At 64.5% G+C, this 21,962-nt stretch carries 19 protein-coding genes; 13 read left to right on the top strand and 6 right to left on the bottom strand.

The window, feature by feature from the left end; genetic code table 11:
- Nucleotides 1–144: 144 nt before the first annotated feature.
- Nucleotides 145–720, top strand: coding sequence for a TMEM165/GDT1 family protein (locus tag ACWYRN_RS06735; protein ID WP_488691700.1), 576 nt, complete (start codon nucleotides 145–147; stop codon nucleotides 718–720).
- A gap of 126 nt (nucleotides 721–846) precedes the next feature.
- Here the strand turns inward: ACWYRN_RS06735 and ACWYRN_RS06740 are convergent, their stop codons facing one another.
- Together ACWYRN_RS06740 and ACWYRN_RS06745 are read right to left on the bottom strand one after the other, a co-directional pair.
- On the bottom strand, nucleotides 847–1,773 hold the full coding sequence (locus tag ACWYRN_RS06740) for a PfkB family carbohydrate kinase (protein WP_488691701.1): 927 nt from the start codon (nucleotides 1,771–1,773) through the stop codon (nucleotides 847–849).
- Nucleotides 1,774–1,781: 8 nt separating this feature from the next.
- The gene (locus ACWYRN_RS06745; protein WP_488691702.1) at nucleotides 1,782–2,402 is read right to left on the bottom strand and encodes a glutathione S-transferase N-terminal domain-containing protein; all 621 of its coding nucleotides are present in this window, start codon (nucleotides 2,400–2,402) and stop codon (nucleotides 1,782–1,784) included.
- Nucleotides 2,403–2,547: 145 nt separating this feature from the next.
- Between ACWYRN_RS06745 and purB the strand changes: the two genes are divergently transcribed.
- On the top strand, nucleotides 2,548–3,927 hold the full coding sequence (gene purB, locus ACWYRN_RS06750) for an adenylosuccinate lyase (RefSeq protein WP_488691703.1): 1,380 nt from the start codon (nucleotides 2,548–2,550) through the stop codon (nucleotides 3,925–3,927).
- A gap of 240 nt (nucleotides 3,928–4,167) precedes the next feature.
- Here the strand turns inward: purB and ACWYRN_RS06755 are convergent, their stop codons facing one another.
- The gene (locus tag ACWYRN_RS06755) at nucleotides 4,168–6,147 is read right to left on the bottom strand and encodes a TOL_0244 family TonB-dependent receptor (protein WP_488691704.1); all 1,980 of its coding nucleotides are present in this window, start codon (nucleotides 6,145–6,147) and stop codon (nucleotides 4,168–4,170) included.
- Nucleotides 6,148–6,346: 199 nt separating this feature from the next.
- Between ACWYRN_RS06755 and ACWYRN_RS06760 the strand changes: the two genes are divergently transcribed.
- The 3 genes from ACWYRN_RS06760 to ACWYRN_RS06770 are packed head-to-tail and all read left to right on the top strand — an operon-like array spanning nucleotide 6,347 to nucleotide 8,040.
- Nucleotides 6,347–6,880, top strand: a complete 534-nt coding sequence (locus tag ACWYRN_RS06760) for a cytochrome b (RefSeq protein WP_488691705.1) — start codon at nucleotides 6,347–6,349, stop codon at nucleotides 6,878–6,880.
- 10 nt (nucleotides 6,881–6,890) lie between these two features.
- A complete protein-coding gene (locus ACWYRN_RS06765) occupies nucleotides 6,891–7,442 on the top strand; it encodes a YceI family protein (protein ID WP_488691706.1) in 552 nt (183 codons plus the stop codon).
- Nucleotides 7,443–7,470: 28 nt separating this feature from the next.
- On the top strand, nucleotides 7,471–8,040 hold the full coding sequence (locus tag ACWYRN_RS06770) for a YceI family protein (protein ID WP_488691707.1): 570 nt from the start codon (nucleotides 7,471–7,473) through the stop codon (nucleotides 8,038–8,040).
- Nucleotides 8,041–8,244: 204 nt separating this feature from the next.
- On the opposite strand, the gene ACWYRN_RS06775 is transcribed toward ACWYRN_RS06770, so the two are convergent.
- Nucleotides 8,245–9,741 carry a hypothetical protein gene (locus tag ACWYRN_RS06775; RefSeq protein ID WP_488691708.1) on the bottom strand — a complete coding sequence of 499 codons (1,497 nt, stop codon included), beginning with the start codon at nucleotides 9,739–9,741 and terminating at the stop codon, nucleotides 8,245–8,247.
- A 353-nt stretch (nucleotides 9,742–10,094) separates the two neighbouring features.
- On the opposite strand from ACWYRN_RS06775, the gene ACWYRN_RS06780 reads away from it, so the two are divergent.
- From ACWYRN_RS06780 to ACWYRN_RS06790, 3 genes are all read left to right on the top strand, one after another.
- The gene (locus ACWYRN_RS06780) at nucleotides 10,095–10,364 is read left to right on the top strand and encodes a GlsB/YeaQ/YmgE family stress response membrane protein (protein ID WP_036212790.1); all 270 of its coding nucleotides are present in this window, start codon (nucleotides 10,095–10,097) and stop codon (nucleotides 10,362–10,364) included.
- Between the two features lie 73 nt (nucleotides 10,365–10,437).
- Entirely contained in the window at nucleotides 10,438–11,715 is a 1,278-nt protein-coding gene (gene cls, locus ACWYRN_RS06785; protein ID WP_488691709.1) for a cardiolipin synthase, read from the top strand.
- Between the two features lie 115 nt (nucleotides 11,716–11,830).
- Nucleotides 11,831–13,990 (top strand): S46 family peptidase, encoded by a 2,160-nt coding sequence (locus ACWYRN_RS06790; protein WP_488691710.1) that lies wholly within the window; start codon nucleotides 11,831–11,833, stop codon nucleotides 13,988–13,990.
- Between the two features lie 214 nt (nucleotides 13,991–14,204).
- On the opposite strand, the gene ACWYRN_RS06795 is transcribed toward ACWYRN_RS06790, so the two are convergent.
- Nucleotides 14,205–14,606: a PAAR domain-containing protein gene (locus ACWYRN_RS06795; protein ID WP_488691711.1), complete on the bottom strand. Its 402-nt coding sequence runs from the start codon at nucleotides 14,604–14,606 to the stop codon at nucleotides 14,205–14,207.
- Between the two features lie 347 nt (nucleotides 14,607–14,953).
- Here ACWYRN_RS06795 and ACWYRN_RS06800 point away from each other — a divergent pair, with 347 nt between their 5' ends.
- From ACWYRN_RS06800 to ACWYRN_RS06810, 3 genes are all read left to right on the top strand, one after another.
- Nucleotides 14,954–16,051, top strand: a complete 1,098-nt coding sequence (locus ACWYRN_RS06800; protein ID WP_488691712.1) for an alpha/beta hydrolase — start codon at nucleotides 14,954–14,956, stop codon at nucleotides 16,049–16,051.
- Nucleotides 16,052–16,133: 82 nt separating this feature from the next.
- Nucleotides 16,134–16,889 (top strand): autoinducer binding domain-containing protein, encoded by a 756-nt coding sequence (locus ACWYRN_RS06805; RefSeq protein ID WP_488691713.1) that lies wholly within the window; start codon nucleotides 16,134–16,136, stop codon nucleotides 16,887–16,889.
- A 112-nt stretch (nucleotides 16,890–17,001) separates the two neighbouring features.
- Nucleotides 17,002–18,306, top strand: coding sequence for a tetratricopeptide repeat protein (locus tag ACWYRN_RS06810; protein ID WP_488691714.1), 1,305 nt, complete (start codon nucleotides 17,002–17,004; stop codon nucleotides 18,304–18,306).
- A gap of 59 nt (nucleotides 18,307–18,365) precedes the next feature.
- On the opposite strand, the gene ACWYRN_RS06815 is transcribed toward ACWYRN_RS06810, so the two are convergent.
- Nucleotides 18,366–19,835: an APC family permease gene (locus ACWYRN_RS06815; protein WP_488691715.1), complete on the bottom strand. Its 1,470-nt coding sequence runs from the start codon at nucleotides 19,833–19,835 to the stop codon at nucleotides 18,366–18,368.
- A 174-nt stretch (nucleotides 19,836–20,009) separates the two neighbouring features.
- On the opposite strand from ACWYRN_RS06815, the gene ACWYRN_RS06820 reads away from it, so the two are divergent.
- The gene (locus ACWYRN_RS06820; RefSeq protein ID WP_488691716.1) at nucleotides 20,010–20,474 is read left to right on the top strand and encodes an RrF2 family transcriptional regulator; all 465 of its coding nucleotides are present in this window, start codon (nucleotides 20,010–20,012) and stop codon (nucleotides 20,472–20,474) included.
- A gap of 82 nt (nucleotides 20,475–20,556) precedes the next feature.
- Nucleotides 20,557–21,750 (top strand): globin domain-containing protein, encoded by a 1,194-nt coding sequence (locus ACWYRN_RS06825; protein ID WP_488691717.1) that lies wholly within the window; start codon nucleotides 20,557–20,559, stop codon nucleotides 21,748–21,750.
- Nucleotides 21,751–21,962 lie beyond the last annotated feature (212 nt).

The following is a 21,962-nucleotide window of genomic DNA, read 5'->3' on the forward strand; positions in this document are numbered from 1 at the left end:
GCGGCGCGGCGCGGTGTTCGACATGCAAGTGCCGTACAGCGTGGACACGGGTGTCCACCCTACCAAACATGGAACCGGCGCTGTATTGACGCGCTTTCGCGGGCCTGACTCTGCTATGATCCGCGCTTTTGCACGCACCACTTTATGGATGCCTTCCTGGTCGCTACCGGCATCGTCGGCCTCGCTGAAATCGGCGACAAGACGCAGCTCCTGGCCTTTCTTCTCGCCGCGCGCTTTCGCCGTCCGCTGCCCATCGTTGTCGGCATCTTTGTCGCCACCCTGCTGAACCACGCCTTTGCCGCCGCCGTCGGCGCACTGGTGAGCGAGCTGCTGGGGCCATCGGTCATGCGCTGGGTGCTGGGCCTGTCCTTCCTGGGCATGGCGGTGTGGGCGATGATTCCCGACGAAGTCGACGAGACCGAGGCCTCGCTGGCCAGGTTCGGCGTGTTCTTTACCACCGTGCTGGCGTTCTTTGTGGCCGAGATGGGGGACAAGACGCAGGTGGCCACCGTGGCGCTGGCAGCGCGCTACAACGAGATCGTGACGGTGGTGGCGGGCACCACTTTCGGCATGATGCTGGCGAACGTGCCGGCGGTGTACTTCGGCGAGCGGATCGCGAACAAGATTCCGCTCACGCTGGTGCACGGGATTGCGGCGCTGATCTTTGCGGCCTTGGGCGTGGCGACGCTGCTGGGCGTTGGCGAGGGTTTCGGATTGTAGGGTGTAATATCAAACGCGCATTTGTTCGATGTGTGGTTGAACGCGTGGACGGGGGACCCGTCCACCCTACGGCGCAACGCAACAATTGCAAACATAATCGACCGGCGTTCAACCGGCCGGATCAAATCAACGCCAGCGGCTCATCCACTTGTCGTAGAAGCCCAGGTCGCGCGGCACGGCGCCGGTGACGGCGCAAATCGCGCCGGCGAATTCGTTGGCGCGCGTGAGCGTGACGTCCAGCGGCCAGCCGCGTGCACGGCCCAGCAGGAAGATCGCCGAGAATGCATCCCCTGCTCCCACCGTGTCGATGACGAAGGGCGGCGCCGGCGTGTCGCGGGTGTCGATCGTGGCGCCGTCGCGGCCGAAATACACCGAGCCGCGGTGACCAAGCGTGACGATCAGCGCCTGCAGGCCGAACATCTGCAGCAGGCCGGCGCAGGCCGAACGGGTTTCGTTGGGGGCCAGCGGCGGGTCGTTCGGGCCGAGCTGGAAGTACCACTGGAACAAAGCCTGCAGCTCTTCCTCGTTCACCTTCACGATATCCGCAGCATGCAGCGCGTGGAACACGGTGCGCTCGCCGTACTGGCCTTCGCGCAGGTTCAGGTCGAGAAAGCGCGTGGCGCCTGTAGCCGACAACAGCGCCTGCAGCGTGCCGCGCGAGCGTTCGCTGCGTTGGGCCAGGGTGCCGAAGTAGATGGCCGAGGGCGTCACCGACGCCATGGCCGCCAGCGCCGCCTCGCGCTCGATGTAGTCGTAGGCCTGGTTCGGCACGATCATGAAGCGGTGGCCCTTGGCCAGGCGCTCGACCAGCACGCGGCCGGTTTCCTCGATGGCGTCGCGCTGCAGGCCGGCCTGCGACATGGCGAAGCGCTCGAACTCGGCGCGCACGCTTTCGCCGTTGCGGTCTGCGCCGACGCGGGTAATCATCAATTGCGGCGCCATGAAGGCGGCCAGGTGGCGTGCGACGTTGAAGGGCGCGCCGCCCACCACCTGCTCGGTGGCGAAGTCGTCGACCAGGGCTTCGCCGAAGACGACGGTTGCCGTGTTATCCAACGGGCCGCTCACGCTTCGAACGGCACGGTGTCCTTGAAGGACGCGCGCTCGGCCAGCTTGTCGTGCAGGCGGGCCAGGTTCGGATGGTCGCCGCGCCAGTCGATTTCCGGGAAGCGGAACGTCAGCCAGCCCAGCGCGCAACCGACGGCCACATCGGCCAGCGAGTAATTCTTGCCCATGCAGTAGGCGCTGTCGCCGAGCTTTTCCGACATGACCTGCAAGCCGGCCGTTACCTTGCCCAGCTGGCGCGCGATCCACTGCGGGCTTTGCTGTTCCTGCGGGCGCAGCGTGCGTTCCAGGCGCACCAGCACGGCGGCATCGAGCACGCCGTCGGCCAGCGCTTCCCAGACTTTCACGTCGGCGCGGTCGCGGCCGTTGCCGTTGGCAGGCAGCAGCTTGCACACCGGCGTCAGGGTGTCGAGGTATTCGGCGATCACGCGCGAGTCGTAGAGGGCGCTGCCGTCTTCCATCACCAGGCAGGGCACCTTGCCGAGCGGGTTGGACAGGTGGACCTGGGTGCTCGCGGCCCACACGTTATCGAGCTCGAAGGAGTAGTCGAGCTTCTTTTCCGCCATCACGACGCGGACCTTGCGTACATAGGGACTGGTGGTCGAACCGATGAGTTTCATAGACGCTCGGAAAGGATAATTTAATAAGAGTATAACATTGGCCCTGCCGCGAAAAACCGCCGTCACGGCCGCTTTCGACGCGCCCGCAACAAGGGACGCGGGCCAGTCCAATGGTAAAATCGACGTTTTTGCACGGACGCCCGCCATGACCGCTACCGCCCCCCTTTCCTCCCTGTCGGCCCTGTCGCCGCTCGACGGCCGCTACGCCGCCAAGACCGACAAGCTGCGCCCGATCCTGTCCGAAGCCGGCTTCATGCACCACCGCGTGAAGGTCGAAATCGCGTGGCTGCAGGCCCTGGCCCAGGCTGGCTTCGACGAAATCAAGCCGTTTTCGGCTGAAGCGATCGCCCACCTCGACAAGATGGCCGCGGACTTCAGCGAAGCCGATGCCGCGCGCATCAAGGAGATCGAAGCGGTCACGAACCACGACGTGAAGGCGGTTGAATACTGGCTGAAGGAACAGGTGAAGGACGTGCCGGAGCTGGTGGCGGCGTCGGAATTCATCCACTTCGGCTGCACCTCGGAAGACATCAACAACACCTCGCACGGCATGATGCTGAAGGCCGCGCGCGACGGCGTGATCGTGCCGGCCCTGCAGAACGTGATCGCCAAGCTGACCGAGATCGCCCATGTCAACGCCGAGCTGCCGATGCTCTCGCGCACCCACGGCCAGACCGCCAGCCCGACGACGCTGGGCAAGGAATTCGCCAACGTGGTCGCCCGCCTGCAGCGCGCCGTGAAGCGCATCGCCGATGTCGAAATCCTCGGCAAGATGAACGGCGCGGTCGGCAACTACAACGCCCACCTGTCGGCTTATCCGGGCTTCGACTGGCAGGCGTTCTCGAAGGACGTGATCGAGTCGCGCCTGGGCCTGACCTTCAATCCGTACACCATCCAGATCGAGCCGCACGACTACATGGCCGAGATGTTCGACGCCATCGCACGCGCCAACACGATCCTGCTGGACCTGAACCGCGACATCTGGACCTATGTTTCGCTGGGCTACTTCAAGCAGAAGCTGAAGGCCGGCGAAATCGGTTCGTCGACCATGCCGCATAAAGTCAATCCGATCGACTTCGAGAATTCGGAAGGCAATCTGGGCCTGGCGAACGCCGTGCTGCGCCACATGGCCGAGAAGCTGCCGGTCTCGCGCATGCAGCGCGACCTGACCGATTCGACCGTGCTGCGCAATATCGGTGTCGGCTTCGGCTACGCCCTGCTGGCCTACGACAGCTGCCTGCGCGGCCTGAACAAGCTGGAAGTGAATGCAGCGCGCCTGGAAGCGGACCTGGACGCCAGCTGGGAAGTGCTGGCCGAGCCGGTGCAGACCGTGATGCGCCGCTACGGCATCGAGAACCCGTACGAGCAGCTGAAGGAACTCACGCGCGGCAAGGGCATTACGCGTGAAGCGCTGCAGGAGTTCATCGGCAAGCTGGCGATTCCGCAGGAAGCCAGGGAGCTACTGCTGGCGATGACGCCGGCGAATTACACGGGGATTGCGGCGCAGCTGGCCAAGGCGATCTGAGGATAGCCTCCGTATAGAAAAAAGCCCGCTTCAGAAATGATGCGGGCTTTTTTTATTTGGACACTCACCGCGTTATTGGCGACGTTTTTGTAGGGTGGGCACCTGTGCCCACGCGGTAGAGCTGCTGGTCAGCCGCAAAACACGCAAAGCTCCACGGCAGCAGGTCATGGAGAACATATCGACACCCATCCGTGGTACAGCGTGGACACAGGTGTCCACCCTACGCACCCCACCGCCGCATCAATTGGTCCACACAAGCTTGACGCCCACCCTGCGCTCCAGCTCCAGCCTGGTCGCCACCGCCCCGTACTCCCCATGGCTGCCGTTCAGATTCTGCCCCACCAGCGACAGCTCCAGGTTCGGCCGCAAGCGCCAGCCGAAGCGCGCATCCAGCGCCCAGTACCCCGGCACGCCAGGATTCTCGAGCGCCGCCACCTTGCGCAGCGCCACCTCCAGCTCGCGCCGTTCATCGAACGCATGGTGCGCGCGCAGCTGCAGCGTGTGCTCCGGGTCCTTGCCCGCCGTTCCCGGCCCGGCCGCGTCGTTGCTGCCCGCCTTCAGCCGCAGCCGTTCGTGCAGCGCCGTGAACCCGCCCGACAAACGCCAGGCGCGGTTGAGCTGGTAGCTGCCCCACATCTCGATCCCCGTCGCCCTGCCCTCCATCAGGCTGCCGAAGGTGAGAAAGGTAGAGGTCGGGTCGATCTCCTGGGTGCGCAGGTGGTCGTAGTCGTTATGGAACAGTGTCGCCGAATACGACAGCCCCGGCAGCGGCTGGCCGCGGTAGCCGAGCTCGAACACCTGCGCCACCTCTGAGCGCACCTGGCGTCCGCCCTGCAGCAGGTATGGTGGGCGGCCGGGGATATAGGCGTCGACATCCAGCCGGGTCGGCGCGCGTACCGTGCGCGACGCGGCCGTCCACAGCGTATGGTGCGGGTCCACGCGCCAGGACAGGCGGGCCGTGGGCAGGAATTCGTTGCCGGTGTAATCGTTGCGTTCGATGCGGGCGCCGAGCGTCAGGCTCAGGTCCGGACGCAATGCGATCTCGTCCTGGGCAAACAGGCTGGCCCAGGTTTGCCGGTCGCGCGCCGGCAGGAAGGCGATGACTTCGCTGTTGGTGACGCGGTCCCAGCTGTGACGGTAGTTGGCGCCCCATACCAGGCTGTGCGCGCCGTGCACCGGCAAGGTGTGCTGGAACTGGACATCGGCGATCGACAGCGACTCGGTGAAGGTAGGCGGCACTTCGCGCCGCGTGTGGTCGAGGTAAGCCTGCACGGCCAGGCCGCCGCTTCCGGGGAGCGCATGCTGCCAGCGCCCGGTGAGGTTGGCGCCTTCGGTGTGGATGTCGCCCAGGCGCAGCCCAAGGCCGCTGACGGAAATGGCGCCCGGCTCCGGCTGCCCGAGCTCCCCGCGCACCACGTTGCCGTTGACGCTGAAGGTATCCGCGCCGCGCTCCCAGTCGGTACGGAAGCCGATTTGCGCCTGGCGCCAGGCATCGTCCACGCGCGCGCCGCTGGCCAGCTCACCGGCGGAGCGGCGCAGCGCCTTGCCGTACACGCGCCAGCTGGCGTCCCCGCTGCGCCCGCCCTGGCGGAAAGCCAGGTCGGCGCCGTCGCTGCCCGCGCCCAGCACGGCCAGGCTGCCCTGGGTCTCGCGCGCCGAACGGGTCGTGATGTTGATCACGCCGTTCACCGCGTTCACGCCCCACATCGTGCCGCCCGGCCCGCTGATGACCTCGATGCGCTCGACGTCTTCCAGCATCACGTCCTGCATGTCCCAGAACACGCCGGAAAACAGCGGCGCATACACCGAGCGGCCGTCGATCATCACCAGCAGTTTGTTCGGTGCGCTGTTGTTGCTGCCGTTCAGGCCGCGCGCGCTGATGGCATGGCCGTAGCTGCTGATCTGCGCCACCTGCAGGTTCGGCGCCAGGCGCAGCGCTTCGGGCAGGCTGCGCGCGCCGGCGCGGCGGATGTCCTCGTGGGTGATGACGAACACTGCGGCCGGCGCATCCTGCAGGCGCTCGGGCTTCCTGGAGACGGAAGTGACCTGAATGTTCGCCAGTTCCTCGATCGACAGATCGGCGAAATCGGCTTGCGGCGCCGGCAACGGCGTTGCGGCCTGCGCGGAGGTGGCGCCCATCGCCGGCGCCGACGCGCACAGCGCCAGGCCGACCCAGATGGCCAGTGCGCGCGGACGCAACGAGAACAAGGGATGGTGCATGACTTCCTTTACACGGTGCGACGCCGCCGCGTCCAAATTATAAATTCACGCTTGCCACGATTTTACATTCGGCGGCTTCACGGCTGTGCACGTTTAACAATCCATGCTAGTGTACAGAAAGAAACAACCGCCTCTCCCACATCGACGTGGCTTTTTGTTATAGTCTGGCGCTGACCAGTACGAACACGGACAATCAACCATGCAGCGTTATTCTTCCGTCGCCATCGCCCTGCACTGGCTGATCGCCGTCCTCATCATTGCCACATTCACGCTCGGCCTGGTGATGACCGACATTCCCGGCCTCACGCCGACCAAGCTGCGTTACTTCTCCTGGCACAAATGGGCTGGCGTAACGGTACTGGCGCTGGCCGCGCTGCGCCTGCTGTGGCGCCTGCGTTCGCGCCCGCCGGCCTACCCGGCCCACATGCCCGCCTGGCAGCGCACCGTTGCCCATTCCCTGCACGGCCTGCTTTACGTGCTGATGTTCGCCGTGCCCCTGTCCGGTTACTTCTACAGCCTGGCGGCCGGCGTGCCGGTCGTGTATTTCGGCCTGTTCCCGCTGCCCACGCTCATCGAGGCCGACGCCGCGCTGAAGCCCACGCTCGGCGCCCTGCACTACTGGCTCAACATGCTGCTCGCGGCCCTGGTGGCTATCCACGTGCTAGCCGCGTTCAAGCACTTGCTGCTGGACCGCGACGGCGTGATGCAGCGCATGCTGCCCTTTTCCCGATAAGGAGTTCCCGATGACACCCCTGCGCACCCTGTTCGCTGCCGCCCTGTTCACCGCCGCCGCCGCCCACGCTGCCCCGCTGAAAACCGACCTGGCGAAAAGCAGCGTCTCGGCCACCTTCAAGCAGATGAACGTGCCGGTCGAGGCCAAGTTCAAGACTTTTAGCGCCCAGATCGACTACGACGCCGCCAAGCCGGACGCCTCGAAGGCCGCGGTCGACATCAACACGGCCAGCATGGACCTGGGCGACCCGGAATATAACCGCGAGGTTGCCAAGAAAGAGTGGTTCAATACGGCGCAGTTCCCGAAAGCGACGTTTGTTTCGACGTCGATCAGGCCAGCCGGCACGGACAAGCTGAATGTTGCCGGCAAGCTGACGATCAAGGGCAAGACTGCCGACGTGAGCTTCCCGCTGACGGTGAAAACGGCAGGAAAACAGCAGGTTTTCGAAGGCCAGTTGCCAATCAAGCGCCTGGCTTTTAACATCGGCGAAGGCGAGTGGAAAGACACCAGCATGGTCGCCGACGAAGTTGTCATCAAGTTCCGCGTTACCGCGGGCCAGTAAATCACCAAGCCAACCAAGGGATGTACACATGAAACTCAAGTTCCTCGTCGCTGCCACCCTGGCCACCAGCGCCAGCCTTGCCTTTGCCGCTGCCGATACCTACAAGATCGATCCGGGCCACACCTACCCGAGCTTCGAAGCCGACCACATGGGCATCTCGGTCTGGCGCGGCAAGTTCACCAAGACCGAGGGCACGATTACGCTCGACCGCGCCGCGAAAACCGGCAGCGTCGACATCACCGTGGACATGAACAGCGTGGACTTCGGCCATGAAAAGATGAACGAGCACGCACGCAAGCCAGACATCTTCGACGTCGCCCAGTTCCCGACCGCCACCTTCAAGGGCAATAAAGTACGCTTCAATGGCGACACCCCGGTGGCTGTCGAAGGCCAGTTCACCCTGCATGGCGTGACCAAGCCGCTGACCCTGACCATCAACAAGTTCAAGTGCATCGACCATCCGATGCTCAAGCGTGAAGTCTGCGGCGCGGATGCCTCGGCCACCTTCCAGCGCAGCGACTTCGGCGTGAACTTCGGCCTGCCGCGTTTCTCGCCGGAAGTCAAACTCGCGATTCAGGTGGAAGCCGTCAAGCAGTAATCCCGGGCACAAACGCGTAGGGTGGACGGGTTTCCCGTCCACGCGTTGATCGATATCGGCCCCGATATCGTGCACGATGATCTTGCTGCAAACTATCGACGCGTGGACGGCAGAGCCGTCCACCCTACGGGCGCGGCGGCGCCCCATCAGATAGCAAAAAGCCCCGCTGCATCACTGCAGCGGGGCTTTTTTACGTCCGGCTAATTACTTGCCGTCGCGGTCCGAGTCACCCGGAATCGCGCGCTCGACGCGGTCCCATGCGGCGCGGCTGGCGACCTTGGCGTGGTCCCACGACAGGCGCGAAGAACCCTTGCTGCTGTTCCACTCGTCCGACAGGTAGGACTCGTTCTGGTCGTAGCTGCCCGGATAGCGGCCCTTGCCGTTGTAGCCCAGCGCGTAGGCCGGTGCGTAGTCGTCGTAGGTGTAGCCCGGGGTGTAGTGCGACTGGTTCTGGTAGTTGTTGCGCCAGTAGTCGTCTTCCTGGGCCGGGTTGACCAGGCCGCCGACGCCCTTGCCGGCCATGCCGCCGACAGCGGCGCCAATGCCGGCACCCACCACCATGCCGACCGGGCCGCCCACGGCGCCGATCGATGCACCCGCCGCGGCGCCGCCGCCGGCGCCCACGCCCTTGGCCAGGTTATGGTCGTGCAGCTCGTCGCCAGGCGCCGAGTTGGCCACTTCGCCCACGCCCTTGCCGGCTGCGCCGCCAGCCAGGCCGCCGATCACGGCGCCGGCAGCCATGCCGACCGGGCCGCCGACCGCGCCGACCGTGGCGCCAGCCACCGCGCCGCCGGCGCCGCCGACGCCTTGCGCCAGGTTATGGTCGTTCAGGTCGTCGGTGGCTTTTGGATTGACCACTTCGCCCGCGCCACGGCCGGCAGCGCCGCCCGCCAGGCCGCCAACGACAGCACCGGCCGCCATGCCGATCGGGCCGCCCACGGCGCCGATTGCCGCACCGGTGGCCGCACCGGCGCTGGCGCCGACGCCTTTGGCCAGGTGGTGTTCCGACAGGTCGTCGCCGGTTTTTGGATTCACGACTTCGCCCGCACCCTTGCCGGCGATGCCGCCGGTGACTGCGCCGATGGCGGCGCCGGCCACCATGCCGACCGGGCCGGCCGCGGCACCGATACCGGCGCCAACCAGCGCGCCTGCCGTGCCACCGACGCCGGCGCCGATCACGTGCGAGCCGCCGCTTTCGGTCCACGAGCGGTGGATGTGGGCTGCATCTTCGTCGGAACGGGCGTTCACGCCCATCAGGATGCCGCCGTTCTGGATGCCTTCTTCATAGTGCTTGGCACGTTCTTCCGGGATGCCGGCGCCGATCAGCGCACCGATCAGGCCGCCGGTGATGCCGCCCGCGCCCGCGCCGGCCAGGGCTGCCGCCAGCGGACCCGCCACGACCAGGCCAACACCCGGCAGCACCAGCGTGGTGCCGACTGCGGCAATACCGGCCAGCACGGCGCCGATGGTGCCGCCGATGCCTGCGCCGATGCCGGCGCCTTCGGCCGCTTTGCTGCCCAGTTCGGTATCGGTATCGCTGAAGTGGGTCTTGCGGGTCGAATCCGACATCATCAGGTTGACGTCGTCGCGGCCATAGCCGCGGTCGGAAATCGAGCCATAGGCGCGCTCGGCGCTGGCGCGATCGGGGAACAGGCCGGTGACCATGCGCGACTGCTGGTTGTTGTTGGTGTCGTAGCTCATGATGAATCCTTTCGAAAGGGGTCTGACGCGGAATCGGGGTGCAACGCGCCCGAATATGGGGCATTGCCGGTCCATCAACGATATGCCTGCCGAGCTATTCACTTCTGTTCGCTGACGCACCCTGTTTAGGACATTCCGGGCGTCAATTAACCGCCTCTTGGTAAGCATCGGACAAAGCATTGGGCAATAGTCGAAGCGGCATCAAATCCGGCCCCGGAATACCCGCATCAGATTCGTCGTCTAACGTTACTTGCCGCACCGACCCGCTACGGTTGGAATCCGTAGACTTTTTCACATGGCCACTCAAACAATTGGCCTCAGGTAGGTTTTTTCACTATGAGGAGGAACTAAAAATGTTATTCATTATCTGGATCGTTGTCGGTGGTATCCTGGGCTGGCTTGCAAGCATGGTCATGAAGACCGATGCCGAGCAAGGCATGATTCTGAACGTCGTGGTCGGTATCGTCGGCGCCTTCCTGGGTGGCTGGCTGCTGTCGCCGCTGTTCGGTACGGGCACCATCAATTCGGACGACTTCAGCGTATCGTCGCTGCTGGTTTCCTTCTTGGGCGCTGTCATCCTGCTGGCCATCGTCAATCTGCTGCGCCGCGGCCGCGTACGCTAATAACGTGGTAAGTTCCTGATAAACCAACGCTGCTACGCGTTGGTTTTTTTTGCCCGATTTGCCAAGACTGCCCATGCGCGCCAGAATCTTTACCATCGTCCTGATCACCAGCATCGTCACCCTGCTGGCCGGCTTCCTCGCCCTGAACTTCATGCCGAGCGAAAAGCAGATCGAGACCCAGCTGACGCGCCAGTACGATATCCACGATGCCCAGTTCCGCCGCTCGATGGGCGTGCTGCTGGGGCCGCCCATCATCGAGGGCAACAAGGTCGATGTGCTGTTGAACGGCGACCAGATTTTCCCGGCCATGCTCGACGCCATCCGCAAGGCCAAGACCAGCATCACCTTCGAAACCTATATTTATTGGTCCGGCACCATCGGCCACGAATTCCGCGACGCCCTGGCCGAGCGCGCCCGCGCCGGGGTCAAGGTGCACGTGATGCTCGACTTCGTCGGCAGCATCAAGATGGACGACGATTCACTGAAAACGATGCGCGACGCCGGCGTGCAGGTGCAGCGCTACCACAAGCCGGCCTGGTGGAAACTGGCGCGCCTGAACAACCGCACCCACCGTAAACTCCTGATCGTCGACGGCCAGATCGGCTTTACCGGCGGCGTCGGCATTGCCGACCAATGGCGCGGCAATGCCCAGGACGAAGACCACTGGCGCGACACCCATTTCCGCGTGGAAGGCCCGGTGGTCGGCCAGATGCAGGCCGTGTTCACCGATAACTGGACCAAGTCCACCGGCACCGTCCTCGACGGCCCCGATTACTTCCCGCCACTGCAGGCGCGCGGCGAGATTCCCGCACAGATGTTTTCCAGCTCGCCCACCGGCGGCAGCGCCAGCATGCACTTGATGTACCTGATGGCGATCACGGCCGCGCGCAAGTCGATCCTGCTGTCGGCCTCCTATTTCGTGCCCGACGAGCTGGCGATCAAGGCCCTGGTGGCGGCCGCCAAGCGCGGCGTCGACGTGCGCATCATCACGCCCGGCAAGGACATCGATTCCGACATCGTGCGCGTGGCCTCGCGCGAGCGCTGGGGTCCGCTGCTCGAAGCCGGCATCCAGATCGCCGAATTCCAACCGACCATGTACCACGTGAAAGCGCTGATCGTCGACGACATGATGGTCTCGGTCGGCTCCACCAACTTCGACAACCGCTCGTTCAGCATCAATGACGAAGCGAACCTGAACCTGCTCGACCCGGACTTTGCCAAGGCTCAGCGCGAGGTCTTCGAAGACGACTGGAAGCGCGCCCGCCCGATCACGCTCGAGGCCTGGCGCAACCGTCCGATGACCGAAAAACTGGCCGGCGAAGTGGCGTCCTTGCTGGGGTCACAGCTGTAAAGACTGCGTGTCACGAAACGGAAATATTGGTTGACGAGGCAACAGTGGAGTATCCATACTCCGGGGTGCTCCGCGGAGCCGGACGCTCCTGATATCAACCATCCCTGACATGCGAATGAAAAAGACCCTTCTCTCGCTCGCCATCCTGACCAGCTTCGCCGCACACGCGGACGAAGGCATGTGGATGCCGCAGCAGCTGCCACAAGTAGCCCAGCAACTGAAAGCCGCCGGCCTGGAACTCGATCCGGCCACCCTGACCCAGCTGACCGAATTCCCGATGGGCGCCATCGTGAGCCTGGGCGGTTGCTCGGCTTCCTTCGTGTCGCCGCAGGGCCTGGTCATCACCAACCACCACTGCGTGTACAACAGCGTCGCCGTCAACTCGACTCCTGAGCGCGACCTGCTGGCGAATGGCTTCCTGGCCAAGACCCTGGGCGAAGAAGTGCCGGCCGCGCCGGGCAGCCGCGTCTTCGTGACCGAAGAAGTGACCAACGTCACCGACCAGATCATCGACAAGAAAGTCGCCAGGCTGAACGGCAAGGCGCGCATCGACGCGATCGAAAAGAACCAGAAGGAAATGGTTGCAGCCTGCGAGAAGACCCCGGGCTACCGTTGCACCGTGGCCAGCTACTACGGCGGCCTCGAGTTCTACCGCCTGAAGCAGCTGGAAATCCGCGACGTGCGCCTGGTGCACGCACCGCCGTCGGGCGTGGGTAAATTCGGTGGCGACACCGACAACTGGATGTGGCCGCGCCACACCGGCGACTACGGCTTCTACCGTGCCTACGTCAGCAAGGACGGCAAGGCTGCCGACTTCGCTGCCGACAATGTCCCTTACGTGCCGAAGCACTTCCTGAAACTGGCCACCGAAGGCTCGAAGGAAGGCGATTTCATCATGGTTGCCGGCTACCCTGGCCGCACCAACCGCCACCGCCTGCCGTCGGAAGTGCAGTACACCTTCGACTGGAACTATCCGGCCTTCGTGCAAGCCTCGGGTGAAGTGCTGGCCATCATCGAACGCGAAACCAAGAACGACCCGGCCGCCAAGCTGAAGTACGCCGGCCAGATCGCGGGCGTCAACAACTACTACAAGAACCGCAAGGGCATGCTGACCTCGTACGAGAACAGCGACTTCCTGCAGCGCAAGACCGCCGAACACAATGCCCTGAAGGCATGGGTGAACAGCGACGCTGCCCGCAAGAAGCAGTTCGGCGCCGACATCGAGACCGCCGAGAAGCTGATCGCCGAGCGCGATGCCCACACCAAGCAAGGCTTCTACCTGGGTTACGCCCAACCGCGCTTCCTGAGCTCGGCACGCAGCCTGTACCGCCTGGCCAACGAGCGCACCAAGCCGGACGCCCAGCGCAAGTCGGGCTACCAGGAACGCGACATGGCGCGCGTCACCTCGGTGATCACCGGCCAGGACCGCACCTACGACGAAAAGGTCGATAAGGCGCTGGTCATGAACTTCCTGACCAAGTACCTGGCCCAGCCAGCCGCCGAGCAGGACAAGGCCTTCAACGACGCCCTCGGCCTGCGCGCAGGCATGAGCCAGGACGAACTGAAAGCCGCCCTGGACAAGGCCTACGCCGGTTCGAAACTGGCCAACAAGGAAGAGCGCACCGCCTGGCTGAAGAAGTCGCCGGCCGAATTCAAGGCCAGCAACGACAGCTTCATCAAGGCAGCCGTTGCCATGTATGACGCCGACCTGAAGGACGAAGCCAAAGAGGAAGAACTCGCCGGCAAGATCCAGAAAGCCTACGGCGGCTACATGAAGGCCAAGATCGCCTACATGAACAGCAAGGGCCAGGCCGTCTACCCAGACGCGAACGGCACCCTGCGCGTGACCTTCGGCAAGATCATGGGCCGTGACCATGGCGCCGACGGCACCGGTTCGTGGACCGCGTTCACCACCGTCAAGGGCGTGGTCGCGAAGCACACCGGCGAAGGCGAGTTCAATGCACCGGCAGCCCAGCTGGCCGCGATCAAGGCCAAGGACTTCGGCAAGTATGTCGACCCTGTGCTGAAGACCGTGCCAGTCAACTACCTGGCCACGCTCGACATCACCGGCGGCAACTCGGGTTCGGCAGCGCTGAACAAGCGCGGCGAGCTGATCGGCCTGGCCTTCGACGGCACCCTGGACTCGATCATCTCGGACTGGGACTTCAACGCGGCCAACACCCGCGACATCCAGGTCGACGTGCGCTACATCCTGTGGAACATGAAGCACGTGGATAAAGCCGATAACCTGCTGAAGGAAATGAACGTGCTGTAATCCTGGGCGTTCAGTAAACGAAGCCACGCTGCCGGAAGGCGCGTGGCTTTTTTCATGGGCATGACGGCGACGTTCGCCGCAGCTCAGTTTCCTAGCATAGGCCGAATTGATGCGCCGGTTGATCGCATCCGGCCTGCTCAACGGCTTGCCGCTTCCGGCATCGGTTACCCACTGCTCAGCCTCCTGCTGGCAGCGCAGCCATACCGCCGCCGGGTCAAGAATCGTCCGATGCACGGATCAGTTGCAGCGGCGCCGCATCGCGCTTGCCTGCGCTGGCTTGCATGTGGGCAAGCACTGCGTCCAGCGCATTGCTGCTTGAACCAGTGTCGTCAAACACCTGGCAGTTGTGTTGCTGGTTCGCGATCAGGCGCGGCGGCGGGCTGCATCCGCATACGCACAAGTCATGTTCCAGTGCATATTGCTTGCCGTTGTAACGGGCATCGAGGCGAGGCGCCACGCACTCGATGCTGCCCTGTTGCCCGCAGGCCGGACAGTCGATCAGGTCGCCCTCCAGCGCGTAAGGCAAGCCCTTGTACGACATGAAGGACGTGGCGGTCCTGACCGTGCCGCCAGATGTCGTTTGCGCGCCGAGGACGATGAGATAACGTTTGAGCATGCGGTCTCCTGCGGTCGAGTCGGTTAAGAGCCTATTCCAGTAGGCACGGGGAAGCGGATGGCGTCAGCATGGCAAGCGCGGGCAAGGCGCGAGGACGCCGCATGGCCAGCCATGCAAGGACGAGCAACGCCGCCCCCGCTTGTCAGGCGCGCCAGCAGCGACTCGGGCCTACTGGGATAGGCTCTAAGCAGCCCAATCTAACGGAGGGGTAGTTGCACGCATTGAGGCGATGCAAAGCACGATGACCGCTCGCCCTCGCGATCCGGCATCCCGTCGCAAGCGTGCCCACCCGAGACCGATACAGGCTTATCCTGTGCGCTCGACTGTTCGCTCTTTGCGGAGGCGCCATGAAGAACGTCCTGCTCACCTGCCTGCTCCTGCTCGGCCTGCCTGCCGCCCTGGCCCAGGAGACCAACGACGCGAAGCAGCTTGCCCGCGCCCGCGCCGCCATCGAAGACCTGCAACGCATCGCCGCCCCGAGCGGCATCCAGGAATCGTACAAGACCAGCATCGGCGGCATCGACCAGTGGCTGAACGTGCGCGGCCAGGACCGGAGCAACCCCATCATCCTGTTCGTGCACGGCGGTCCGGCGGCGCCGATCACACCCACCATGTGGGAATTCCAGCGCCCGATCGAGGAATACTTCACGGTGGTGCACTGGGACCAGCGCGGCGCCGGCAAGACCTTGCTGGAAAGCGACCTGGACAAGGTAGCGCCGACGATCCGCATCGAACGCTATGTCGACGACGCCATCGAGGTGGCCGAGCACGTGCGCAAGCGCTACGGCAAGCGCAAGCTGATCCTGGTGGGCCACAGCTGGGGCACGGTCGTCGGCATGGGCGCGGCGCTCAAGCGCCCCGATCTGTTCCACGCCTACGTGGGCATCGGCCAGGTGATCAGTACCCGCGGAAACGAGCGCATCAGCTATGAGTACGCCGTGGAGCAGGCGAAGCTGCACAAGAACGAGGAAGCGCTGAAGGAACTGGCCTCGATCGCACCCTACCCCGGCACGGAACCCATCACGCGCGAGCGCATCATCGTCGCGCGCAAGTGGCCCCAGCACTACGGCGGCCTGAGCGCCTTCCGCAGCAACTCGACGTATTACTTCAGTGGCCCCGTGCTCTCGCCCGACTACACCGACGCCCAGGTGAAAGCCATCGACCAGGGCAGCCTGTTCACGCTCGGACGCCTGCTGCCGGAATTCGTGAAGGTCGATTTTTCGCAGGTAAAAACCTTCCCGATCCCGGTTGTGATGTTCCTCGGCCGCCACGACTACACCACGCCGACCGCACCCACGGTTGCCTGGCTCGATCAGGTAACAGCGCCGTCGAAACAGGCAATCTGGTTCGAGCATTCGGCGCACATGGTGCCATGGGAAGAGCCGGGCAAGACCCTGGTCAGCCTGCTGAACCATGTGCGCCCGCTGGTACGTGAGGAACAGTAACTATGCGGCACTGATTTACTTGAAGTAAAATTGCATTATCAAACAATTATGCATGTGAACCCCTACCCGCCACCATCCTGAGATGCTGCGCCAATTCGAGACCCTGCTGCTGGCTACGACCAAAGAGCAACTGCTCGACAACCTGCGCCGCACGGTGCACGGGCTCGGTTTCGAATCCTTTGTCTATGGCGGCAGCCCGGCCGGACGCGTGCGCGGCGAGGCGCAGACCTTCGACGCCACCGATTTCTCGGCCGGGAATATCCTCTCGGATTACCCGCTTGCCTGGACCAGCCACTACATCGCCGCCGGCTATCTCGAGGTTGATCCACTGATCGCGCAGTGCAGCCGCTCGATGGTCCCGGCGATCTGGCACCGCCAGGCCTGGCCGCAGGATGCGCGCACCGCCGGCTTCTTCGACGAAGCGCGCCAGCACGGCATCGGCTCCGGCATGACCTGCTCGGTGATCGGCGGCGGCGGCGTGCTCGGCCTGCTCAGCCTGACGCGCGAACGCACGCGCCAGCGCGACCTGCGCGTGGTCGAACAGCAGGCCGCGCAAGGCCACATGCTGATGAGCTATCTGCACGAAAGCATGCGCCGCCTGGACGCCCAGGCGCAGCCCGCCGCAGTATCGCCGCCAGCGGTGCGGCTGACGGCGCGCGAAAAGGAAGTCCTGACCTGGGTCGGCGCCGGCAAGACGTCCTGGGAAATCGCACGCATCCTGGCGCTGGCCGAACGCACCGTGATCTTCCACGTCGATAACGCCATGAAGAAGCTCGACACCCGCACCCGCTCTCAGGCAGTGGCCAAGGCCTTTGCGCTCGGCCTGATCGCGCCCTGAAACGGCGGCGGCGCATCCTGTAAGGGCTTACAGGTCACGCCGGGAATGGCGGCCCCTAGAATGGATCGGTTCATCCGTCTCCCCATCCGACTCCATTTCCAGTCCGTTCATCATGATCATTGACCTCGACGATCTCAAGCAGCAACTCAACAGCACGGTCCCCGGCGACGCCGCGCGCGCGGAAAAGGAAGCCGCCGCCCTGGCCGAGGAAGGCAACATCGAAGCCGCCGAACTGCTGGTCGGCGCCTATGCCGACGGCACCCCGGCGATCCGCGCCGACCGCATCAAGGAATTCAAGTACACGAAGATGGCGGCCGAACTGGGCTCCTCGTTCAGCCGTTTCTGGCTGGCCCACCTGCAGCGCGAATCGAAGGATTTCGCGAGCGCGCTGGAAAACGCGCGCCTGGCGCACGGCATGGGCGACATGGGCGCCACCAACCTGCTGGCGCGCATGATGCTGGCCGGCGAAGGCGGGCCGGCCAAGCCGCTCGAGGCGCTGCAACTGCTGTCGGAAGGCGCGGAAAACGGCATCAATACCGACGCCGCCCTCCTGCTGGCCGAGGTCTACCTCGAAGGCCGCCACATCCCGCAAGACGCCCAGAACGCCTACGACGTATTGCAGCGCTACAGCCGGTTCATGTCGGGCGCCACCCGCCGCGTGGCGCCGCTGGACTGGGGCCGCGCCCTCTACCTGAAGGCCGAAGCGATCCGCCTGGGCGCCACGCCGGTCGATGGCGACAACTACGCCGACCTGATCGCCGAAGCCGCCAAGTACGGAGAAAGCAACGCCGCCCAGGCCAGCCAGGGCATGCAGAACGATGCCGACGAGCGCCAGCGCCGCGCCGAATGGGACGCCATCGCCTGGTTTTCGGCCTATGGCGGCAAGTGGAAGATGTTCCCGAACATCGGCCGCCTGGTGCATTCGGAGAGCAAGAGCCATACCTCGGTATCGAGCTACAACGGCAACGTCAGCACCTCGACCACCTACTGGCGCGTGGCGACTTTCGAAACCGCCAACGGCCGCCACTTCACGGCCAGCATTCCGGCGCGCGACAGCCTGGTGCAAGGCCGCGCCTATGCGGTGCTGTTCGTCGGCCCGGCCAAGGAAGACAGCGGCGTGGCGACGGCCGTGTTCGACCTCGAGGATGGCAGCGTCACCAAGGCCAACGGCAACATCGTCACGGCCTACCCGAAGAACAGCACCAAGCTGCTACCCCTGCTGGGCGGCATGGCGCTGTTGTTCATGGGCCTGATCGGCCTGGGCCTGCTGATGAACGTGACGCCGCTCGGTGTATTGTGGCTGGGCGGCACCGGCTTCGCCGCCTGGATGCTGCGCAAGCAGCGCCGCGCCGGCTACGACGAAGCGCTGCGGCAGGCCGGCGCCTTCTTCGGCAAGCACCGGGCGGCCTTGCGCTAGGCTTTGCAATCCGCCCAAAAAAAACGCCGCGTCGACCGCGGCGTTTTTTGTTTATCCGATCAAGGCTTCCGGTTCAGCCGGCTATGCCGCACGCTGTACAGGAAATAGGTTGCCACCGCCGCCACCATCCAGATGATGAACACACGGTAGGTCGCGGCCGGCAAGTCCTTCATGATGTACAGGCAGGCCAGCACCGACAGGCCCGGAATCACGTATGGCCCGAACGGCACCTTGAAGCCGTGCTCGGCGCCCGGGCCCTGCTTGGCGCGGATCACCGGCACCGCGATCGAGACCACGATGAAGGCGGTCAGCGTGCCCATGCTGACCATGTCCCACAGGAAGGTGGCGTCAACCAGGCCGGCCACCAGGCCCACCACCAGGCAAACGATCAGGGTGTTCGACACCGGTGCGCCAGTGCGCGGGTTCACCTTCTGAAAGGTCTTCGGAATCAGGCCGTCGCGGCTGATGGCGTACAGGATGCGGGTCTGGCCATAGATCGTTACCAGGGTCACCGAGAACACGGAAATCACCGCGCCGGCCGACAGTACCAGTGCCGGCCAGGCCTTGCCCGTCACGTTCTGCAAAATCACCGACAGGCCGGCCTGCTGGCCTTCGAACATGTGCGCCGGCTGGGCGCCCATCGCCGCCATGGCCACCAGCAGGTAGAACAGGGTGACGATGACCAGGGCCGCCAGAATACCGATCGGCACGTTGCGGCGCGGGTCCTTCACTTCTTCACCGGCGGTGGCGATGGTGTCCAGGCCGATGAAGGAGAAGAACACGGTACCGGCGGCGGCGGTCACGCCGGCCATGCCGGCAAAGCCCTTGCTGTCGTCGGTATTGAAGAAAGGCGTGAAGTTGTTGGCGTCGAAACCGGTAAACGCAATCGCCGCGAAGAAGGCCAGGATCGCCAGCTTGATCACGACCATGATGGCGTTGGTGGTGGCCGATTCCTTGGTGCCGCGCACCAGCAGGATGCAGCACATGATCACCAGCAGCACCGGCGGCAAATTGAAGTTCCCGGAGTGGACCGTCAGGTTGCTGTGGTCGGATACGAACATCGGCGAACGCAGCGAAGCCGGTATCTCCCAGCCGAAGGCGTTTTGCAGGAAATTATTTAGATAGTCGGACCAGCCGATCGCCACCGCACTCCCCGCCAGGCCATATTCCAATAACAGGCAGGCTGCCACGATGAAGGCGGCGAATTCGCCGACGGTGGCGTAGGCGAACGAGTAGGACGAACCCGAGGCCGGCACGCGCCCGGCCAGTTCGGCGTAGCACAGCGCGGTCAGGCCGGCGGTCAGCGCCGCGATCAGGAACGACAGGATGACGGCCGGGCCGGCTTTCGGCACCGCTTCCACCATGGTGAAGAAAATGCCGGTGCCGACAGTGGCGCCGACGCCGATCATGGTCAGCGGGAACAGGCCCAGCGTGCGGTTCAGGCCGGCGCCGCCGTGGGCATGGCTGTCCTCGTGTGCGCGTTCGGCCGATTTGGTGCGGAACAGCTTCTGGCCCAGTGTCAGATTCACGAAAAGTCCTTTGGTCGTACTAGAAAAGGAAAACGGCTGAGCACATGTGGACAGCCAAAGTTCGCGATTATAGGGCCGTTCCACCGTTGTTGAGAAAATAGTTTTCGCAAAATATGCATTCCCAATGCGTATTTATCGGCTAGAATAAGTACGTTACTTTCTGAACAGCATCCGATGCGTCTGACCCGCTTTTCCGACATCGGCCTGCGCGTGCTGATTTACCTCGAGCGCGCCGGCGAACGCCCGCACCCGGTAACGGTGGCGGAGATCGCCACGCAATTCGACATTCCGCTGAACCACCTGGTGAAGGTGGTCGGCCACCTGGCCCGCGCCGGCTGGGTGCGCGCGATGCGTGGCCGCAACGGCGGCCTGCGCCTGGCTGCCGATCCGCAGGTACTCACCGTCGGGCAAGTGCTGCGCGAGCTCGAAGGCGACGACGAACTGGTCGACTGCGAAGGCACGAAGTGCGGCCTCAGCCTGGACTGCCAACTGCGCGGCGTTTTAAAGGCCGGCATGCGCGCCTTCTACGCCGAGATGGACCGCTACACGCTGGCCCGCATCACCGAAGGCGGTACCGGCGAGCAGATCGTGCGGATGCATAAGATGTTCTGGAGTGGCACCACCGCCGGCAACGCCTGACGCCGGCCACACCGCCTGCATGCGTGCCGGCGTTTTTTAACACTTTAAATATGCATTTCATTTGCATGAATAAGGAAACAACATGATCTCCGCCGCTTCCCGCCCCTACATCGATGCCAGCGTCCCGGTCCTGCGCGAGCACGGCCTCGCCATCACCAGCCTGTTCTACAAGAACATGCTGGGCGAGCACCCGGAACTGACGCGCCTGTTCAACATGGGCAACCAGGCGCGCGGCGCGCAGCAGCAATCGCTGGCATCCGCCGTCTTCGCCTACGCGGCGAACATCGGCACGCCGGAAGCGCTGGGGCCGGTGGTCAAGCGCATCGTGCACAAGCACGTCTCGGTCGGCATCCGCGCCGAGCACTACCCGATCGTCGGCCGCCACCTGCTGGCATCGATTGCCGCCACGCTGGGCGAAGCCGCCACGCCACCGCTGCTGGACGCCTGGGCCGAAGCCTACAACTCGCTGGCGAACCTCCTGATCGCCGCCGAAGCCGAGATGTACAGCACCGCCGGCATCGAGCCCGGCGCCACCCGCCCGATGCGCGTGACGGAAGTGAAGCGCGAGAGCGACAACGTGCTGTCGATCCGCTTCGTCGCCGACGACGGCCAGCCCCTGCCCGCCTTCCAGGCCGGCCAGTACGTCAGCGTTGCAGTCGACCTGCCGGGCGGGCGCCACCAGCTGCGCCAGTACAGTTTGTCGGATGCATTCGGCAAGGACAGCATGCGCATCTCGGTCAAGCGCGAGGATGCGCTCGACACCACGCCGGCTGGCGAAGTGTCGAACTGGATCCATGCGAACGTGGAGGTGGGCAGCGTGCTGCGGGTGACGCATCCGTTCGGCGAGTTCACGCCCGATACCGAGTCGGATGAGACGATCGTGCTGCTGTCGGCCGGCGTCGGCATCACGCCAATGGTGTCGGCACTCAACCGCATCGCCTTGGTCAACCCACAGCGCCGCGTGATCTTCGCCCATGCGGCGCGCGATGCGCGGCACCATCCGCTCCAGGCCGACGTGGCGGCGGCACAGGCCGTGATGCCGAATCTGCAGGTGGCGACGTTCTATGAGGAGCCGAATGGCGAAGCCGGCGTGCTGGCTGGTCGCATGGAGGTGGCGCGCCTGCCCGAGTGGGAGCGCGATGCGGCCGAGGTGTGGGTGTGCGGCCCCCTGAAATTCATGCAGGCGCAATGGCTGGCGCTACTGGATGCCGGCGTGCCGCCGGCGCGCTTGCACCGCGAGGTGTTCGGGCCGGAATTGCTGGATCATTTGCTGTAAGACGCGATAAGGATACGTGCGTGTCCCGTACGGTGGGCACCCCGTGCCCACGCGGTTACGTGCGTGTCCTTGCACCACGTGCCGCGGAGCGTCGCTCGCACGGCATCCAAGGGCCACGATCAAACGGCTCGCGGATGCTTTGCGAGCGACACATCCCTACACGTGTCCAAGAGAGAAGCACGTAACCGCGTGGGCACAAAGTGCCCACCGTA

This window comes from Massilia sp. BAP21, from assembly GCF_057801335.1.

Excerpts from the sequence above, each read along its gene's own strand:
- ACWYRN_RS06735 (WP_488691700.1), top strand. The coding sequence starts at position 145 with ATGGATGCCTTCCTGGTCGCTACCGGCATCGTCGGCCTCGCTGAAATC.
- ACWYRN_RS06745 (WP_488691702.1), bottom strand. The coding sequence starts at position 2,402 with ATGAAACTCATCGGTTCGACCACCAGTCCCTATGTACGCAAGGTCCGC.
- purB (WP_488691703.1), top strand. The coding sequence starts at position 2,548 with ATGACCGCTACCGCCCCCCTTTCCTCCCTGTCGGCCCTGTCGCCGCTC.
- ACWYRN_RS06755 (WP_488691704.1), bottom strand. The coding sequence starts at position 6,147 with ATGCACCATCCCTTGTTCTCGTTGCGTCCGCGCGCACTGGCCATCTGG.
- ACWYRN_RS06760 (WP_488691705.1), top strand. The coding sequence starts at position 6,347 with ATGCAGCGTTATTCTTCCGTCGCCATCGCCCTGCACTGGCTGATCGCC.
- ACWYRN_RS06765 (WP_488691706.1), top strand. The coding sequence starts at position 6,891 with ATGACACCCCTGCGCACCCTGTTCGCTGCCGCCCTGTTCACCGCCGCC.
- ACWYRN_RS06770 (WP_488691707.1), top strand. The coding sequence starts at position 7,471 with ATGAAACTCAAGTTCCTCGTCGCTGCCACCCTGGCCACCAGCGCCAGC.
- ACWYRN_RS06775 (WP_488691708.1), bottom strand. The coding sequence starts at position 9,741 with ATGAGCTACGACACCAACAACAACCAGCAGTCGCGCATGGTCACCGGC.
- ACWYRN_RS06780 (WP_036212790.1), top strand. The coding sequence starts at position 10,095 with ATGTTATTCATTATCTGGATCGTTGTCGGTGGTATCCTGGGCTGGCTT.
- cls (WP_488691709.1), top strand. The coding sequence starts at position 10,438 with ATGCGCGCCAGAATCTTTACCATCGTCCTGATCACCAGCATCGTCACC.
- ACWYRN_RS06790 (WP_488691710.1), top strand. The coding sequence starts at position 11,831 with ATGAAAAAGACCCTTCTCTCGCTCGCCATCCTGACCAGCTTCGCCGCA.
- ACWYRN_RS06795 (WP_488691711.1), bottom strand. The coding sequence starts at position 14,606 with ATGCTCAAACGTTATCTCATCGTCCTCGGCGCGCAAACGACATCTGGC.
- ACWYRN_RS06800 (WP_488691712.1), top strand. The coding sequence starts at position 14,954 with ATGAAGAACGTCCTGCTCACCTGCCTGCTCCTGCTCGGCCTGCCTGCC.
- ACWYRN_RS06805 (WP_488691713.1), top strand. The coding sequence starts at position 16,134 with ATGCTGCGCCAATTCGAGACCCTGCTGCTGGCTACGACCAAAGAGCAA.
- ACWYRN_RS06810 (WP_488691714.1), top strand. The coding sequence starts at position 17,002 with ATGATCATTGACCTCGACGATCTCAAGCAGCAACTCAACAGCACGGTC.
- ACWYRN_RS06820 (WP_488691716.1), top strand. The coding sequence starts at position 20,010 with ATGCGTCTGACCCGCTTTTCCGACATCGGCCTGCGCGTGCTGATTTAC.
- ACWYRN_RS06825 (WP_488691717.1), top strand. The coding sequence starts at position 20,557 with ATGATCTCCGCCGCTTCCCGCCCCTACATCGATGCCAGCGTCCCGGTC.